Annotated in this window: 17 protein-coding genes; 10 read left to right on the top strand and 7 right to left on the bottom strand. The window is 44.6% G+C overall.

All coding sequences use genetic code 11. The features are described from left to right. The first annotated feature begins 26 nt into the window (after positions 1 to 26). The 4 genes from glyS to rsmD are packed head-to-tail and all read left to right on the top strand — an operon-like array spanning position 27 to position 3,940. The gene (gene glyS / locus B9T10_RS09860) at positions 27 to 2,099 is read left to right on the top strand and encodes a glycine--tRNA ligase subunit beta (RefSeq protein WP_094538376.1); all 2,073 of its coding nucleotides are present in this window, start codon (positions 27 to 29) and stop codon (positions 2,097 to 2,099) included. Between the two features lies 1 nt (position 2,100). Further along, positions 2,101 to 2,652 (top strand): D-glycero-beta-D-manno-heptose 1,7-bisphosphate 7-phosphatase, encoded by a 552-nt coding sequence (gene gmhB, locus B9T10_RS09865; RefSeq protein WP_008316072.1) that lies wholly within the window; start codon positions 2,101 to 2,103, stop codon positions 2,650 to 2,652. Beyond that, positions 2,649 to 3,374: a lysophospholipid acyltransferase family protein gene (locus tag B9T10_RS09870; protein WP_063503851.1), complete on the top strand. Its 726-nt coding sequence runs from the start codon at positions 2,649 to 2,651 to the stop codon at positions 3,372 to 3,374. Before gmhB ends, B9T10_RS09870 begins: the two co-directional genes overlap by 4 nt. Continuing rightward, a complete protein-coding gene (rsmD, locus tag B9T10_RS09875; protein ID WP_246782192.1) occupies positions 3,374 to 3,940 on the top strand; it encodes a 16S rRNA (guanine(966)-N(2))-methyltransferase RsmD in 567 nt (188 codons plus the stop codon). Before B9T10_RS09870 ends, rsmD begins: the two co-directional genes overlap by 1 nt. Here the strand turns inward: rsmD and argA are convergent. The 4 genes from argA to hemE form a co-directional block, all read right to left on the bottom strand. Continuing rightward, positions 3,923 to 5,167, bottom strand: a complete 1,245-nt coding sequence (gene argA, locus B9T10_RS09880) for an amino-acid N-acetyltransferase (protein WP_246782193.1) — start codon at positions 5,165 to 5,167, stop codon at positions 3,923 to 3,925. The two genes, rsmD and argA, sit on opposite strands and share 18 nt — an antisense overlap. Then, a complete protein-coding gene (locus B9T10_RS09885; RefSeq protein ID WP_008316076.1) occupies positions 5,167 to 5,553 on the bottom strand; it encodes a response regulator in 387 nt (128 codons plus the stop codon). The genes argA and B9T10_RS09885 overlap by 1 nt, the downstream gene beginning before the upstream one ends. Before the next feature lie 100 nt (positions 5,554 to 5,653). Then, positions 5,654 to 6,112, bottom strand: a complete 459-nt coding sequence (locus tag B9T10_RS09890) for an NUDIX domain-containing protein (protein WP_008316077.1) — start codon at positions 6,110 to 6,112, stop codon at positions 5,654 to 5,656. A gap of 11 nt (positions 6,113 to 6,123) precedes the next feature. Further along, positions 6,124 to 7,182, bottom strand: coding sequence for a uroporphyrinogen decarboxylase (hemE, locus tag B9T10_RS09895; protein ID WP_008316078.1), 1,059 nt, complete (start codon positions 7,180 to 7,182; stop codon positions 6,124 to 6,126). Between the two features lie 280 nt (positions 7,183 to 7,462). On the opposite strand from hemE, the gene rpsB reads away from it, so the two are divergent. Both rpsB and tsf read left to right on the top strand, forming a co-directional pair. Continuing rightward, positions 7,463 to 8,218 carry a 30S ribosomal protein S2 gene (gene rpsB / locus B9T10_RS09900; RefSeq protein ID WP_008316079.1) on the top strand — a complete coding sequence of 252 codons (756 nt, stop codon included), beginning with the start codon at positions 7,463 to 7,465 and terminating at the stop codon, positions 8,216 to 8,218. Positions 8,219 to 8,326: 108 nt separating this feature from the next. After that, on the top strand, positions 8,327 to 9,202 hold the full coding sequence (gene tsf / locus B9T10_RS09905) for a translation elongation factor Ts (RefSeq protein ID WP_008316080.1): 876 nt from the start codon (positions 8,327 to 8,329) through the stop codon (positions 9,200 to 9,202). A gap of 111 nt (positions 9,203 to 9,313) precedes the next feature. Here the strand turns inward: tsf and B9T10_RS09910 are convergent, their stop codons facing one another. From B9T10_RS09910 to B9T10_RS09920, 3 genes are all read right to left on the bottom strand, one after another. Next, entirely contained in the window at positions 9,314 to 11,017 is a 1,704-nt protein-coding gene (locus B9T10_RS09910; RefSeq protein ID WP_094538379.1) for a proline--tRNA ligase, read from the bottom strand. 92 nt (positions 11,018 to 11,109) lie between these two features. Then, on the bottom strand, positions 11,110 to 11,601 hold the full coding sequence (locus tag B9T10_RS09915; protein WP_246782113.1) for a DUF4124 domain-containing protein: 492 nt from the start codon (positions 11,599 to 11,601) through the stop codon (positions 11,110 to 11,112). Positions 11,602 to 11,659: 58 nt separating this feature from the next. Next, positions 11,660 to 12,859 carry an amidohydrolase gene (locus tag B9T10_RS09920; RefSeq protein ID WP_094538380.1) on the bottom strand — a complete coding sequence of 400 codons (1,200 nt, stop codon included), beginning with the start codon at positions 12,857 to 12,859 and terminating at the stop codon, positions 11,660 to 11,662. A gap of 180 nt (positions 12,860 to 13,039) precedes the next feature. Here B9T10_RS09920 and ndhC point away from each other — a divergent pair, with 180 nt between their 5' ends. Genes ndhC through B9T10_RS09940 form a run of 4 tightly spaced genes read left to right on the top strand, consistent with a single transcriptional unit; the run spans position 13,040 to position 15,833 of the window. Further along, positions 13,040 to 13,402 carry an NADH-quinone oxidoreductase subunit A gene (ndhC, locus tag B9T10_RS09925; protein WP_026165777.1) on the top strand — a complete coding sequence of 121 codons (363 nt, stop codon included), beginning with the start codon at positions 13,040 to 13,042 and terminating at the stop codon, positions 13,400 to 13,402. Beyond that, positions 13,393 to 13,878, top strand: a complete 486-nt coding sequence (locus tag B9T10_RS09930; protein ID WP_008316088.1) for a NuoB/complex I 20 kDa subunit family protein — start codon at positions 13,393 to 13,395, stop codon at positions 13,876 to 13,878. The genes ndhC and B9T10_RS09930 overlap by 10 nt, the downstream gene beginning before the upstream one ends. 9 nt (positions 13,879 to 13,887) lie before the next feature. Continuing rightward, on the top strand, positions 13,888 to 14,583 hold the full coding sequence (locus tag B9T10_RS09935; protein WP_063503845.1) for an NADH-quinone oxidoreductase subunit C: 696 nt from the start codon (positions 13,888 to 13,890) through the stop codon (positions 14,581 to 14,583). Next, on the top strand, positions 14,583 to 15,833 hold the full coding sequence (locus B9T10_RS09940; RefSeq protein WP_008316092.1) for an NADH-quinone oxidoreductase subunit D: 1,251 nt from the start codon (positions 14,583 to 14,585) through the stop codon (positions 15,831 to 15,833). Before B9T10_RS09935 ends, B9T10_RS09940 begins: the two co-directional genes overlap by 1 nt. Positions 15,834 to 15,839: the final 6 nt, after the last annotated feature.

Consider the following 15,839-nt stretch of genomic DNA (forward strand, 5'->3'; position numbering starts at 1 on the left):
TTTTTTCTTTTTATGGATGAGATCGCATGAGCACAGCAGACTTATTGATTGAAATTGGGACCGAAGAGCTCCCACCAAAGTTTTTAAACACATTGTCCAATGATTTCAAAGGATTGATCGAAGCAGAATTACAACAAGCGAAATTATCATTTGATGCTTGTGAAGTATTCGCTGCCCCGCGCCGTTTTGGCTTATTGATTAAAGGCTTGATGGATCAGCAAGCCGATTATGTGAATGAAAAACGCGGTCCTGCAGTCTCAGCAGGCATGAAAGATGGTGAACCGACCAAAGCATTGTTAGGCTTTGCCCGTGGTTGTGGCGTGGATGTGAGCGAATTGCAAACCGTTGCCACCGATAAAGGCGAATGGTTTGCATACACTGAAACCATTTCAGGGCAAAAAACAGTGGATTTGGTGCCACAAATGTTGCTCCATGCCCTCAATAAATTGCCGATCGCAAAAAGAATGCGTTGGGAGTCCAATGAATTTGAATTTGTGCGCCCTGTGCGTTGGATTGTGTTGCTGTATGGCAATGATGTGATCGAAACAGAAATCATGGGCGTCACTTCTGGTCGCACCACTCGCGGTCATCGTTTTCATTCAGAAGGCACTTTAACCATTAATGCACCGAGTGATTATGAAGCCTTGTTGTTAAACGATGGCAAAGTGATGGCGAACTTTAATGACCGTAAAGCGGCGATTGTGGCACAAGTGGAAAAAGCCACCGCACAATATGGTCAAGCGATTATGTTGCCAGCGTTATTAGATGAAGTGACGGCGCTTGTGGAATGGCCAGTTGTGTTGGTGGGACAATTTGAAGAACACTTTTTAGATGTGCCACAAGAAGCATTGATCTCCACGATGCAGGACAATCAAAAATATTTCCCAATTGTGGATAAAGATGGCAAGTTGACGCGCTATTTCTGCTTTGTGAGCAACATTGAAAGCGAAAATCCACAAGAGGTGATCAGCGGGAATGAGCGCGTGATTCGTCCTCGTTTTAGCGATGCGGATTTCTTCTGGAATTCAGATAAAAAAATCCCATTGGCAGATTATTTGCCCCGTTTAGCCACCACGATTTTCCAAACACAGTTGGGCTCACAGAAAGATAAAACGGATCGCGTTGGGGCATTAAGTGCCGTGATTGCTCGATCAATCGGTGCAGATGTTGAGATTACAGCACAAGCGGCAAGCTTATATAAATCTGATTTATTGAGCAACATGGTGCAAGAATTCCCAGAATTACAAGGCACGATGGGTCGATATTATGCCCTTGAACAAGGTTTAGATGCACGCACGGCTCATGCCTTAGAGCAAGTGTATTGGCCAAAATTTGCCGGTGACCGTTTGCCTGAATCAAAAGAAGCCCAAGCCTTAGCGATTGCAGAGCGTTTAGATACGATCGTGGGCATTTTTGCCATCGGTCAAATCCCAACCGGTTCACGCGATCCGTACAGTTTGCGCCGTGCGGCTTTGGGTATTTTGCGCATCTCCATTGAAAAAGAGATTGATTTAGACTTAAAAGATCTCATCAATGTTGCATTCATGAACTTGCCACAAGCATTGCAAAAAGATGATGTGGAAGAGAAAGTGCTCAACTATATTTTAGAGCGCATGAAAGCCTATACGGCAGAGCTTGGCATTGCGCACGATACATTTGAGTCGATTTCTGCCCTTGATTTAAACAATCCGCTTGATATTTTGCGTCGCCTTCGTGCGATCACCGCATTTAGAACAACGGATGCTGCCCACAGCTTGATTCAGTCGAATAAACGCATCTCGAACATTTTAACGAAAAACTTAAAAGATCAAGCGGCCATGACTGTCGATGCTGCCTTGTTGCAAGAAGATGCTGAAAAGGCATTGTTTGCAGCAATTTCATCCATTGAGCCTGCCTTGAAAGATGCAATGCAAGCGCATGATTATGTGGCAACGTTGTCGCATTTATCCACATTAGCAGCGCCATTAGACCAGTTCTTTACAGAAACCATGGTGATGTGTGATGATTTAGCGGTGCGTGAAAATCGCTTACATTTGCTCAACTTGATTCGCCAATATTTTAAAAACATGGCGGATTTATCTTTGTTGCAAGACATCTAAAATGTTGCCACGATTAGTGATGCTCGATCGTGACGGGGTGATCAATGATGATAGCCCCGATTACATCAAATGCCCGGAGGAATGGTTGCCCATTGCGTCATCGTTGCGTGCGATTGCAGCGTTGAATCAAGCGGGCATTAAAGTGGGTGTTGCGAGCAATCAGCGTGGCATTGGCCGCGGATTGTATGATGAAGCAATGCTGATGCGCATCACGGAAAAAATGCATCGAGAGTGCGCGAAAGTGGGCGCACACATCGATGCTTTTTATTATTGCCCAGCACTAGAGCGCACGCATCCTGACCATAAGCCGAACCCCGGCATGCTCAATGCATTGAAAGCTGAGTTTGGTATTCAAGCAGGTGAGCGCACCTATTTTGTGGGCGATAAACTCAGTGATGTTCAAGCGGCGCTCAATGCAGGAGTGACGCCGATTTTAGTCACCACAGGTTACGGGCAAAGCGAGCAAGCAAAAGTCTTGGCACAACATCAAAATGTCGCGGTGTATCCCAATTTAGCTGCTTTTGTTCAAGCGTTATTAGGAAAATTGATATGATCCAATGGATTCGATCGTTACTCTATTTCATTACATTGATTTTGATCGCTGTAATCTTCATCCCATTTATGATTTTAGTGTCATACTTCATGCCTGAGCGCCAATATTATCCCTTGATTCGCGCATGGTGTGGTTTGGCCTTAACGCTGTTACGCATCATCGCGGGGGTCAAATATAAGGTCAATGGGCTTGAGAACATTGCATTACTCAAAGATCGCCCTGCGATCATCATCTCTAACCATCAATCCACCTTTGAGACTTTTTTGTATCCGGTGATTTTTCCGGTGTACTGCTTTGTGTTGAAAAAAGAGTTGCTGCGCATTCCGATTTTCGGACAAGGTTTGAAGCGTTTAAACCCAGTGGCAATCGATCGCTCTGAAGGCAAAAAAGCGCTAAAAATGATGATTGACAGCGCCAAAGCGCGCTTAGCCGATCACATTCCCCTCATCATTTTTCCAGAAGGGACGCGCGTTGCGCCGGATCAATCGATTCCTTATAAAAATGGTGCATTTTTAGTGGCATCTAAATTAAAAGCACCCATTTTGCCGGTGAGCCATAACTCAGGTTGTGCATGGCCGCGCGGTAAGCTTTTAAAGAAACCAGGCACCATTGAAGTCACCATTGGTCCATTGATTGAAAGCGAAGGCAAGAGCGTACAAGAGCTCAATGATGCGACGTTTGAATGGATCGAATCTCACAAAAAACAGACATTGGCACCGTAATGAAAAAGACACAATCTCACACCATTCGCATCATCGGCGGCGATTATCGTTCACGCTTATTAACCGTGATGGACAAAGAGGGTTTACGCCCAACGGGCAATCGTATGCGTGAAACGCTCTTTAATTGGTTACAACCGATCATCATTGGGCAAACGTGTTTAGATCTTTTTGCAGGCAGCGGCGCCCTTGGCATGGAAGCACTCTCACGCGGTGCAAAATCGGTGACGTTTGTGGAAAAAGATCGCGAAGCTTTTGCCATGCTCAAACAAAATGTGATGAGCATTTGTAAAGAGCGTGAGCGCTATCAGCTCCTTAATAAAGATGCGGTGCAAGTGGCAGCTTTGAGGCAAGCATATGGTGTGATCTTTTTAGATCCGCCCTTTGGCCTGCCAGAGCTGTTAACCAATGCCTTGACGGCATTGCAAGCCTCCCCACACTTTGCATCAGTGCGATATTTGGTGATTGAACGCAGCCTTGCCATGAAAATCGAGGCAATCGAAGGCTTCAGTGTTCATCGTGAAATGAACACCAAAGAGTCGAATGTATCGTTATGGGTGCGAGCGTAACGGCTTGATCAGCACTTTTGAATTGCGAGTATAGTCATACTCGGCAAGCTTTTTCGGGGGCAAATGATCAATGTCTGCCACCTGAAAGCCATTTTCCATGAACCACAACGCAGTTTGTGTGGTCAATAAAAAGAGTGAATCTAAACCATCGGCCAAGGCTTTTTGCTCAATAAAATGGAGCAGGGCATTGGCTTTTTTTGCTTTGCGATAATCAGGATGCACTAAAAGCGAGGCAAGCTCAGCCGTTTTTGATTCCGCATGAGGATAATAAGCCACCGCACCAATCAATGAATGATCACGGAACATGAGGAAAAAGTGTTCAATGTCTTTTTCAAGTTCACTGATGCTGCGCTTTTTCAATGTGCCATTGTCTTCCCAGGGTTGCATTAAATGCTTGAGGGCTTGAATGTCCCCAATTTCCGCAGGTTTGATCTCATCATACGGTTCATTGGTGATCATTGCGCCGACGCCATCACGGGTCAATAGCTCATAAATGAGCACGCCTTCTGTGGCGGCATTTAAAATGTGCACGCGCTCCACGCCACTTTCAATGGCAGGAATGCTGAGACTCAAAATGGCTTTGTGCTTGTCGGATAAGGCCTCATCATGCATCAAGACTTTGGCAAGATTCGCATTCATTTCTCGTGGGAGAATTGGCGCTTTTTCTGTCAAGATCAGAAGCTTTTCACATTGCAAATGGCTTGCGATGCGTTCTGCCATCTCTAAGCCATCCATGATGAACGTGTCCCCCGTTGAGGCATAGCCAAACGTTGGCACCATCATGCATTGGGCATGGCCAAGGAGATTGTTCAGGGCATCACCTTTGATGCTGCGAGGTTTACCAAAATAGCCAAAATCCACGCCGTTATGAATGCCATATGGGCGCGCTGTCACCGCATTGCAAGAGACAATGCTGGTGGTGATGCGGTATTGATGAAACGCTTGTGTGAGCAATGTTTCCATTTTGCGCTGGGCAATTTGGCTTTCGATCACTAACTTTTCAAGGGCTTCTTCAGACTCAATCACCACAGCTTTGCCAATCGGCATCGGTGGGACAAGGAGAATGATTTTGATGTTAAGGGCGCATAAAAACGCTAAGTCTTCTGCGATGGAGGCGGCATCGGAATGCTCGACGCGATCTAGCAAGACAACAAATGTGCTGCCTGAATAGGTGTGGAAATATTGTCCTGCATCACGCAATACTGAGAGTATTGTCTGATTCCTCATTACATGAATTCATCCCAAAGTTTTTGGATGCGCTCAGGCAACTGCATCGGATCAAAAGGCTTGGTTAACACGCCTAAAAGTTTTGGCGGTTTAGCCTCTGAATAGGCGGCAAAGTTGGCATTTGCGGTGAGAAATATGGCGGGGGTTGAAGCGTATTGTGGTTGCTTATGCAATTCCACTAACAATTCAGGGCCGCTCATATTGGGCATCATCACATCAATTAAGAAGAGTTGGGGCCCAAATGCATCCACTTTAGCCAATGCTTCAGCGCCAGAATTGCAAGCTAAGACCTCAAAACCACCAACCTCAGACAAAGAAAATTCGATGATGCTCAGGATGTCCTGATCATCATCTATACATACGATTTTTGTGAGTGGTGCTGCCATCTCGTAATTCTCCGTTCATTCGTAATAGAGCTACTGTTTTCATACTATACACTAGGATAAATGTAAAATAAATTTGTGTACAGCATGATAATTATCGCATTTATACAATTCTAGGATCATGGGCTAAAAAAAGATCAGACCAATAAATGGCTTCACGCACACGCGGGGTGACCAATTTTAGGGCTTGTGATCGGGTTGCCCAGATCCAATCATTGTGCTCAGGATGACCGAGCTCCGGATTAACGGGGAGCGAGATCTCATGACGATGGGTTTCGGCTAAATAATAGCGCGCAATTTTTTTACCTTTAAAATAAGCGGGGGTTTGATAAAACTCTTGCCCCCAGCGAAAGTTGAGGTCCGTAATGGTGGTCTCTTCTTCCACTTCACGAATGGTTGCTTCTATGGCACTTTCACCAGATTCCACCTGACCTTTTGGGAAATCCCAAAAGTTATAAGCTTTCAGCAGTAAATACCGAAAGCTTTTATGTTCTATGCGAACCACGATGGCACCTGAAGAGAAGATTTCTACATCATCGCTCCAATGTTTGTCATGTTGCATCGTGACTCTCTTTAGTGATAGGCAGGACTGAATTCGCGCACTGCATCCACCATTGCTTTGACGTTTTCAGGGTCAATGCCAGGGAAAATACCGTGACCTAAGTTAAAGATGTGACCGCCGCCCACGCCAAACTTATCGAGAACTTTTTTCACTTCAGCGCGCACAACGTCAGGATTGCTGAGCAATACCGCAGGATCCATATTGCCTTGAAGCACCACTTTATCGCCCACCAATGCGCGTGCGTGGGATAAATCTGTCATCCAGTCTAAACCAATGGCATTTGCGCCGCTGTTCGCTTGTTCAGAGATCCATGCACCACCATTTTTAGTAAAGATGATCGATGGAATTTCTTGCTCTTTATAGTTTTTGATGAGGCCTGCTAAAATTTTCTTCATGTAACGCAGAGAGAATTCGTTGTAGCACTCTTTGCTGAGTAAGCCGCCCCAAGTGTCAAAGATCTGTACAGCAGCACAACCATTGACGATTTGTGCATTTAAATAATCGATGATCACATCGCTCAATTGATCAAGCAACGTGTGTAAAAGGGCAGGGTTTGAATACATTAAACCACGGATTTTGGTGTACTCTTTGCTGCTTGAGCCTTCAAGCATGTAAGTTGCAAGTGTCCAAGGGCTGCCTGAGAAACCAATTAAAGGCACGCGGCCGTCAAGTTCTTTCGTGATCATGCGCACAGCATCCATCACGTAACCTAACTCTTCTTCCATGCCCACTTTTGGCAATTGTTTGATTTGTGCCTCTGTGGTTAAAGGTTTTTGGAAGATCGGGCCTTTGCCTTCCACAAAGGTTAAGTCCATACCCATCGCATCAGGAATGGTTAAAATGTCAGAAAATAAAATGGCCGCATCAAAACCGAAACGGTCAATGGGCTGCAATGTGACTTCTGTGGCCAATTCAGGCGACATGCACAAATTCATAAAGTTGCCAGCTTTCGCACGCGTTGCGCGATATTCAGGTAAATAACGACCCGCTTGGCGCATCATCCAGCAAGGTGTACGATGGGTTGGCTCACGCAAAAGTGCTTTAATGAAGCAATCATTTTTATAATTCATACTCACATTCCTTAAATATTGATGTGTGTAGTCTAGCATGAAAAGTGCCAATCTTGTAGTCAGGCAAAAGGTGTTTAATTACCCCTTATTGTTTGAAAGAAATTGATTTTTTTTGCCTCACATGGTATAAAGCCGTGCTTCTATCTTTTGCTCATTTTGGCAAAAACTAGAAGTATTTTTTATTCAACGACTCACAAGCTGAACTGTTTAAGTGCTGGGTGCTGTAAAGTCCGCTTAAATATGCTTGGAGGCTCAACCCTAAATTTCAAAGGAAATCAATATGTCAAACGTTACAATGCGCGATATGCTTGAAGCTGGCGTTCACTTCGGTCACCAAACTCGTTACTGGAATCCACAGATGAAAACTTACATCTTTGGTGAACGTCAAAAAATTCATATCATCAACTTAGAAAAAACAATGCCTTTATTTGAAGATGCCATGAATGTAATTTCTAGCATCGCTGCAAAAAATGGTCGCGTTTTATTTGTTGGTACTAAGCGTGCAGCGCAAGAAATCGTTGCAGCTGAAGCAACTCGCGCAGGTCAACCATACGTTGATCACCGTTGGTTAGGCGGTATGTTGACAAACTTCAAAACTGTTAAGAACTCTATCAAGCGTTTACGTGAAATTGAAGCGATGAAAGCAGACGGTTCAATTGAGCGTTTAACGAAGAAAGAAGGCATCTTATTGACTCGCGAATTAGAAAAATTAGAGCGCAGCCTTGGCGGTATCAAAGACATGCCATCTATTCCTGATGCATTGTTCGTAATCGATGTTGGCTACGAAAAAAATGCCGTTGCAGAAGCTCGTAAAATGGGTATTCCTGTAATCGCTGTTGTGGATACAAACAACTCACCTGAAGGTGTTGACTATGTAATCCCAGGTAACGATGATGCGATCCGTGCCATTCAATTGTATGCACAAGCAGCAGCTGATGCAGTGATCGAAGGTCGTGGTTCTAACGCAAAATTAGTTTCTGAAATCGTTGAAAAAGACGGTTATGTAGAAGCGACTGAAGTTGCGACAGAAGCATAATCAAACATAGATTGTTTCAAAGCGTTAAATGAAAGTCGCCCGAGCAAACAGATGGTTGATTGGGCGCTTTTGTTTTAGTGATATTCATTAATTTAATGAGGTTTTAAAATGGCAAATATTACTGCTGCAATGGTTAAAGAACTCCGTGAACGTACTGGTTCAGCAATGATGGATTGTAAAAAAGCATTGACTGAAACGAACGGCGACATGGAAGCGGCGATCGATTTGATGCGTAAAAACGGTTTAGCAAAAGCAGATAAAAAATCTGATCGTGCTGCAGCTGAAGGCTTATTGTTGGTTCGTCAAAACGGTACGAAAGCATTAATTTTAGAAGTGAACTGTGAAACAGACTTTGTGACTAAAAACGAAGACTTCTTGAAATTTGCAAACGACGCAGCTGACATTGCATTGAACAATGATGTCAACACAGTTGAAGAATTGGCAGCACAACCATTAAATGGTTCAACGGTTGATGAAGTGCGTAAAGGTTTGATCGCTAAAATCGGCGAAAACATGAATGTACGTCGTTTAACTGTATTGAATGCAACCGGTACAATCGGTGGCTACGTTCACGGTGGTCGCATCGCGGCAATCGTTGAAGTACAAGGCGGCGATGAAGAGTTAGCAAAAGATGTTGCCATGCACATCGCAGCTGCAAACCCTGTATGCATCGATGCATCAGAAGTGCCTGCTGAATTGTTAGAAAAAGAACGCGAAATCTATTCAGCACAAGCGGCTGAATCTGGTAAGCCAGCTGACATCGTAGAAAAAATGGTTGAAGGCCGCATTCGTAAGTACTTAGAAGAAGTGACTTTAGAAGGTCAAGCATTCATCAAAGATCCAGACATGAGCGTTGGCAAATTGTTGAAATCTAAATCTGCGAAAGTGACTGCATTCGTTCGCTTTGAATTAGGCGAAGGCGTTGAAATCGAAACAATCGATTTCGCAACAGAAGTCATGGCGCAAGCAGGTTTAAATAAATAATTTAAACATCCTTGATGCAAAAAACGCCTGAATCGTCAGGCGTTTTTTTATGGGTGCGATTTAAACAAGCCGCACAATATCAATTGCGCGGCTTTTGATAGATGGCATGAATTATTTCAATTGATCCATCACAAATTCAATGGCAGAATCGACAGAGATGAAGGTGCTTTCAGCATCTTTACGGCCTTTGTATTCAAGCTCATTGTTTTTAAGACCACGTTCACCAATCACTAAACGGTGCGGAATGCCCACGAGTTCATGATCATTAAAGGCATTGCCTGGGCGAATGTCGCGATCTTCCAATAACACTTCAACGCCGCGCGCCATAAACTCAGCATACAATTTGTCAGTGAGCTCTTTAACCATTTCAGATTTATGATAGTTCATTGGAATCAATGACAATTGGAACGGTGCCATGGCATCCGGCCAAATGATGCCTTTGTCATCATGGGATTGCTCAATGGCAGATGCCACAATGCGCGAAACGCCAATGCCATAACAACCCATTTCCATAAAGGTTTGCTCGCCATTTTCATTCACAACAGAAGCATTCATCGCTTGACTGTATTTATTGCCCAATTGGAAAATGTGACCGACTTCAATCCCACGGATGAAGCGGACAGTGCCTTGACCATCGGGCGATACATCGCCTTCTTCAATGTTGCGTAAGTCAAAAGTTTCTGTTAAAGGTAGATCGCGTTCAAAGTTCACGCCCACATAATGGAAGCCATTGTCATTCGCGCCACAAATGAAGTCGCTAGATGAATAAAGGGCATGATCAAACAAGACAGGAATCGGTAAATTCACAGGGCCAATTGAACCTGGGGAAACACCTAATTTTTCAATAATTTCTGCATCGGTTGCAAAGCGAAGTGGGCTTGCAATGTCTTTAAAGTTTTCAGCTTTGACTTCATTCAAAGAATGGTCGCCACGCAAACAAATTGCCAAGAGGTTGCCATCCACACCATGCACAATCAATGTCTTAGTGATTTGACTTGTGGGGACATTTAACTGTTTTGCCACATCTTCCACAGAGCGCGCATTCGGCGTTGCCACTTTTTCAAAGGCTTGTGTGGGCGCGGCATATTTCTCACCGCGATGCGTTTCTGCGCGCTCAATGTTTGCCGCATAGGTTGAGCCGTTAGAAATGACGATGGCATCTTCACCGGAATCGGCCAAGACATGGAATTCTTGTGAACGATCGCCACCGATGGCGCCTGAGTCTGCCAATACTGCGCGGTACTCTAATTGCAAGCGATCAAAAATTGCACAGTAGGCGTTGTACATGTTTTGATACTCTTTTTCTAAAGAGGCGCTGTCAATGTGGAATGAGTACGCATCTTTCATTAAGAATTCACGGGAGCGCATCACGCCAAAACGCGGGCGGATTTCATCACGGAATTTCCATTGAATTTGATAGAAGTTCACCGGCAATTGACGATAGCTTTTGAGCTCTTGGCGCGCATAGTCTGTCACCACTTCTTCATGAGTTGGGCCTAAGCAATAATCTTTGTCATGGCGATCTTTGAAGGTCAACAATTGCTTACCGAATTTATCCCAGCGGCCCGATTCTTGCCACAATTCAGCAGGTTGAACAAATGGCATCAACAATTCAAGGGCGCCGGCTTTATTCATCTCTTCACGCACCACGTTTTCCACTTTAGACAGTACGCGTAAACCAAGCGGTGCCCAAGTGTATAAACCTGAAGTCAAACGGCGGATCATGCCGGATTTGATCATCAATTGATGGGAGACAATTTCCGCATCTTTCGGAAACTCTTTAGTGGTGCTCAATGGAAAATGTGAGGTTTTCATAAGTTGCTTTCTCAACAGAAAATATTAACGAAAAAATGGAGCCGCAAAGCTCCATTTGTAAAATGCTGAATCACTATAGAACTCGATGGCGTCTATTGTAAACAATATTGTTCTAAATTATCTATGTTTGCTTTGTAGTGCGCATCGATTTGCGTGTCATTCATGGGGATGGTTTCACCTTGGCGCGACACCCACATTAGGGATGCCACTTCACCTTTTTTCAATGCTTCAAAAGTGGCAATATTCGCTTGTACCGTTTGGCAGAAGGTCATTTCACTCATTTTTTGAGCGGCGCTTAAGTTGGTGGCAACCGGCGCATCATTGTCATTGCTGACGGCTTTGCGGCCATTTGGCATTTCTACTAAGACGGCAGCACTGGTGCGCATGATGTCCACTTTTTTCACAGAAGCAGGGGCAGATTTTTCTTCATTATCTTTGAAGTTGAGAATCTGTTCGCGGGTCTCTTCAGGGGCATATTCGGTGTAATGCACCACGCCTTCACTGTCTGTCCAACGATACATTTGCTGTGCGTGTGCACTCATGGAGCAGAGGATGAATAGACAAATATAAAACGATTTTTTCATAGTTGTTCGCTGTCTTTTAGTGTATTGATTCAATAGTGATCATATTAGCATATAATTCTTACTGTGCGTTATCCAAAAAGTATTGGGCAAGGGTCGTCCAATAAACCCCACCATACAATAAGTTATCATCATGAAAATCAAATCCTGCGTTGTGCAGTTTATTCGTACAAGAATCATGCCCATTGCCTATATACACATACGCACCTTTTTGATCAGCAAGCATAAAACCAAAATCTTCGGCGCCCATTGAGGGTACTTTATCGGTCACGATGTCTTTAGCATCAAATAGGGTTTGTGCTGCTTTTAGGGCAATGTCTGTCTCTTTTGTATGGTTGATGGTGGCAATGTAACCCTCAGTTAAGCGCACATCCGCGCGTCCGCCAAAGGTTTGGCAGATGCCATCGGTGACTTCCTGAATGCGGCGCTTGACCGTATCACGCACCACAGGATCAAAGTAACGCAATGTGCCGGTGAGTTTAACGGTTTCAGGAATCACGTTGTGCGCTGTGCCGCCATGAATGGTGCCAATGGTGATGATTGCGCTGTCAATGGCCGATAAGTTACGGGCAGGGATGGTTTGCAGAGCCACAATCAGGTGCGCTGCCATCACAATGGTATCGACGCCTTTATAAGGATGGGCTGCATGACAACCGACGCCATGAAGGTCAATGTCAATGGCAACCGTGCCTGCCATTTGTGGGCCATCTTTGATGAGCAATTGCCCAACGGGCGCACCCGGAAAATTATGCATTGCATAAACCGCATCGACAGGGTATTTTTGAAAGAGCCCCGCTTTGATCATATCGCGGGCGCCGGCGCTGTCTTCTTCATTCGGTTGAAAAATGAGCAAAATTTCCCCGTCAAAATTAGCTTCTTCTTGTAAGTACTTTGCGGCGAACAATAACATGGTCAAATGCCCATCGTGACCGCACGCGTGCATGATTCCATCGCTTTTTGACTTATAATTAAGATTGGTGCTTTCGTCAATTGGAAGTGCATCTATATCCGCACGCAGTGCAACCCTTTTGGTGCTTGTGCCTTTTTTCAAAAGGGCAACAACGCCAGTCTCTAAAAATGAACGATCTGTCGAGATCCCCCAAGATTCAAGTAACTCGTTGATTTTTTCGGTAGTTGAGAACTCTTTTTTTGATAATTCAGGGTGTGCATGAAAATGGCGGCGCAGTTCAACAAATTCGTTTGTATGATTTTTGAACCATTGGATTGTTTCTTGATTTTCGTCTAGAAAGTTTAAGGTCATATCTGGTGATCTCCCAAAAGAGTTATTTTCTGTTACTATATGGTACCGTCAAAACCGGAAATCGTTGAAGGGTTTTTCGGTGAGAATAAAATAAGCAATACGCCATTACTAGCATATTTGCAGCAGGGCGCTAGTCAAGGTAACGCTTGCCACCAACAAATTGTAATTGATCAGAAGAGGATAATCGCTATGATGGATTATTTGCCGATACTCGTTTTTATTGGGTTTAGCCTCATCTTTGGAATAATCTTAGTTGCTTTGGGTTACTTCTTATCGCCCAAGAAAGACACTGTTGAAAAATTATCTCCCTATGAATGTGGCTTTGAAGCATTTGAAGATGCACGCATGAAATTCGACATTAGATTTTATCTAGTGGCGATTTTATTTATTGTTTTCGATTTAGAATTAGCATTTTTAATCCCATGGGCAGTGGTATGGCGAGAAGTTGGAATGGTGGGCATCAGCGCCGTTTCAGTTTTCCTATTTTTGCTCGTTGTGGGATTTGCATATGAGTGGAAGAGAGGGGCATTAGAATGGGAATAGAAGGTGCTTTAGATAAAGGATTCATGACCACAACGCTAGACAGCGCGATGAATTGGGCACGCACAGGATCCTTATGGCCAATGACGTTTGGGCTGGCATGTTGTGCGGTTGAGATGATGCATACAGCGGCCGCACGTTATGACTTAGACCGATTTGGTAACTCCGTATTTAGACCCTCACCGCGTCAATCAGACTTAATGATTGTGGCCGGAACCCTGACCAATAAAATGGCCGTGGCACTTCGTAAGGTTTACGATCAAATGCCTGAGCCAAAATGGGTATTATCCATGGGATCGTGTGCCAATGGCGGCGGTTATTATCACTATTCTTATGCAGTTGTGCGCGGCGTTGATCGCGTGGTGCCCGTTGATGTGTATGTGCCAGGTTGTCCACCAACACCTGAAGCGCTCATCTACGGCATTTTACAATTGCACAAAAAAATTAAACGCACCAGCACCATTGCGCGTTTGAGCTAGGGGGAAACGATGTCGGTTATTTTAAGACCAGAAACTATTTTAACGACATTATCGTCAGTATTAGGCGATCGCATTGTCTCAAGCAAGATTGCCAGAGATGAACTGACCATCGTGGTGGACAGTGACCAATTGCACGAAACATTGTCGTTACTCAAAGAGAATGACAAGATGCCATTTTGGCAGTTGATGGATGTTTGTGGCGTCGATTACGCCGCTTACGGCATCGCTGAATGGGATGTGGAGGCCAGCAATCATGGCTTTAGCCGCGCAGTTGAAGAAGGCGCTGTGGGCAGAAATGAAGCGGCATTAGAGAAAGCGCGTGCCAACCGCGAGATGCCCAACCGTTTTGCCGTGGTTTATCACCTATTATCGATGCATAGCAATGCGCGCGTGCGTGTGAAAACGTATGCAAAAGATGACAACTTCCCATTGGTGGATTCTGTTGTGGACATCTTTAAAAGTGCCAACTGGTTTGAGCGTGAAGCGTTTGACTTGTTTGGCATTGTTTTTAACGGCCATCCTGATTTGCGCCGTATCTTGACAGACTATGGTTTCATCGGTCACCCACTTCGTAAAGACTTCCCATTAACAGGGCGCGTTGAGATTTGGTATGACCCAGAGTTAGAGCGTGTGGTGTATCAACCGGTGACCATTGAGTCGCGCGTTGTCATTCCGCGTGTGATTCGCAAAGAGGAGCTGAACTAATGGCAAACATTGAAAACTATACTTTAAACTTTGGTCCTCAGCATCCGGCGGCGCATGGTGTATTGCGCCTGATTCTAGAACTCAATGGTGAAACCATTATGCGCGCCGATCCTCACATCGGCTTGTTGCATCGTGGGACAGAAAAATTGGCAGAAGCCAAACCTTATAATCAATCGATTGGTTATATGGATCGCATGGACTACTCATCGTGCATGTGTAATGAACACACGTATGTATTGGCGATTGAAAAGGCGCTTGGCATCGAGCCACCGATTCGTGCGAAATACATTCGTTCGCTCTTTGATGAGATTTACCGTTTGCAAAACCATTTGATGTGGTTAGGTGCCCACGGGATTGACTTAGGCGCGATGGGCATGTTGTTGTACTGCTTCCGTGATCGTGAAGACTTGATGGATATGTGTGAAGCCACAACTGGCGCACGTTTGCATCAGTTCTTCTATCGTCCGGGCGGCGTGGCAAAAGACATTCCGGATGTGATGCCAAAATATGAAGTCAATAAATTTAGAAATCAGAAAAAAGTGGATCGCTTAAATAAGCCACGTGAATCGTTTACAGACTTTGTGATCGATTTTACCCACCGCTTTGAAAAACACATCGAAGAGTATAAAACCCTCCTATTTGAAAACCGCATTTGGAAACAACGTGTGGTGGGCATTGGCACAGTGACGGCTGAAGAGGCGATGAACTTAGGTTTAACTGGCCCAATGCTCCGTGGTTCTGGCGTGGCTTGGGACTTACGTAAAACTCAGCCTTATGCTGCGTATGAATATTTAGATTTTGACATTCCTGTGGGTAAAAACGGCGACTGTTATGACCGCTTCTTAGTGCGTGTAGAAGAGATGTATCAATCAAACCGCATCATCAGACAGTGTGCACAGTGGCTTGCAGAAAACCCAGGGCCAGTCATGCTCGAAGAGAGTGTGGTTTCGCCACCAAAACGCGCTGAGATGAAAGAGTCCATGGAAGACTTGATCCAGCAGTTTAAATTGTATTCAGAAGGTTATTGTGTGCCAGAAGGTGAAGTGTACGCCGCCATTGAACATCCAAAAGGTGAAATGGGCGTTTACTTGATTTCAGATGGCGCGAATAAACCTTATCGAATGAAGGTGCGACCTGCGGGCTTCCCACATTTAGCAGCGTTAGAGACTTTGACGAAAGGTCATATGCTTGGGGATTTGATCGCCGTCATCGGGACATTAGACTTAGTGTTCGGCGACATCGATCGTTAAATATTG

This window comes from Wohlfahrtiimonas chitiniclastica (genome assembly GCF_002252325.1).
Classification (GTDB): domain Bacteria; phylum Pseudomonadota; class Gammaproteobacteria; order Cardiobacteriales; family Wohlfahrtiimonadaceae; genus Wohlfahrtiimonas; species Wohlfahrtiimonas chitiniclastica.

Excerpts from the sequence above, each read along its gene's own strand:
- hemE (WP_008316078.1), bottom strand. The coding sequence starts at position 7,182 with ATGAATTATAAAAATGATTGCTTCATTAAAGCACTTTTGCGTGAGCCA.
- glyS (WP_094538376.1), top strand. The coding sequence starts at position 27 with ATGAGCACAGCAGACTTATTGATTGAAATTGGGACCGAAGAGCTCCCA.
- B9T10_RS09885 (WP_008316076.1), bottom strand. The coding sequence starts at position 5,553 with ATGGCAGCACCACTCACAAAAATCGTATGTATAGATGATGATCAGGAC.
- B9T10_RS09915 (WP_246782113.1), bottom strand. The coding sequence starts at position 11,601 with ATGAAAAAATCGTTTTATATTTGTCTATTCATCCTCTGCTCCATGAGT.
- B9T10_RS09920 (WP_094538380.1), bottom strand. The coding sequence starts at position 12,859 with ATGACCTTAAACTTTCTAGACGAAAATCAAGAAACAATCCAATGGTTC.
- argA (WP_246782193.1), bottom strand. The coding sequence starts at position 5,167 with ATGAGGAATCAGACAATACTCTCAGTATTGCGTGATGCAGGACAATAT.
- B9T10_RS09935 (WP_063503845.1), top strand. The coding sequence starts at position 13,888 with ATGTCGGTTATTTTAAGACCAGAAACTATTTTAACGACATTATCGTCA.
- gmhB (WP_008316072.1), top strand. The coding sequence starts at position 2,101 with ATGTTGCCACGATTAGTGATGCTCGATCGTGACGGGGTGATCAATGAT.
- tsf (WP_008316080.1), top strand. The coding sequence starts at position 8,327 with ATGGCAAATATTACTGCTGCAATGGTTAAAGAACTCCGTGAACGTACT.
- rsmD (WP_246782192.1), top strand. The coding sequence starts at position 3,374 with ATGAAAAAGACACAATCTCACACCATTCGCATCATCGGCGGCGATTAT.
- B9T10_RS09910 (WP_094538379.1), bottom strand. The coding sequence starts at position 11,017 with ATGAAAACCTCACATTTTCCATTGAGCACCACTAAAGAGTTTCCGAAA.
- B9T10_RS09940 (WP_008316092.1), top strand. The coding sequence starts at position 14,583 with ATGGCAAACATTGAAAACTATACTTTAAACTTTGGTCCTCAGCATCCG.
- B9T10_RS09930 (WP_008316088.1), top strand. The coding sequence starts at position 13,393 with ATGGGAATAGAAGGTGCTTTAGATAAAGGATTCATGACCACAACGCTA.
- B9T10_RS09890 (WP_008316077.1), bottom strand. The coding sequence starts at position 6,112 with ATGCAACATGACAAACATTGGAGCGATGATGTAGAAATCTTCTCTTCA.
- rpsB (WP_008316079.1), top strand. The coding sequence starts at position 7,463 with ATGTCAAACGTTACAATGCGCGATATGCTTGAAGCTGGCGTTCACTTC.
- B9T10_RS09870 (WP_063503851.1), top strand. The coding sequence starts at position 2,649 with ATGATCCAATGGATTCGATCGTTACTCTATTTCATTACATTGATTTTG.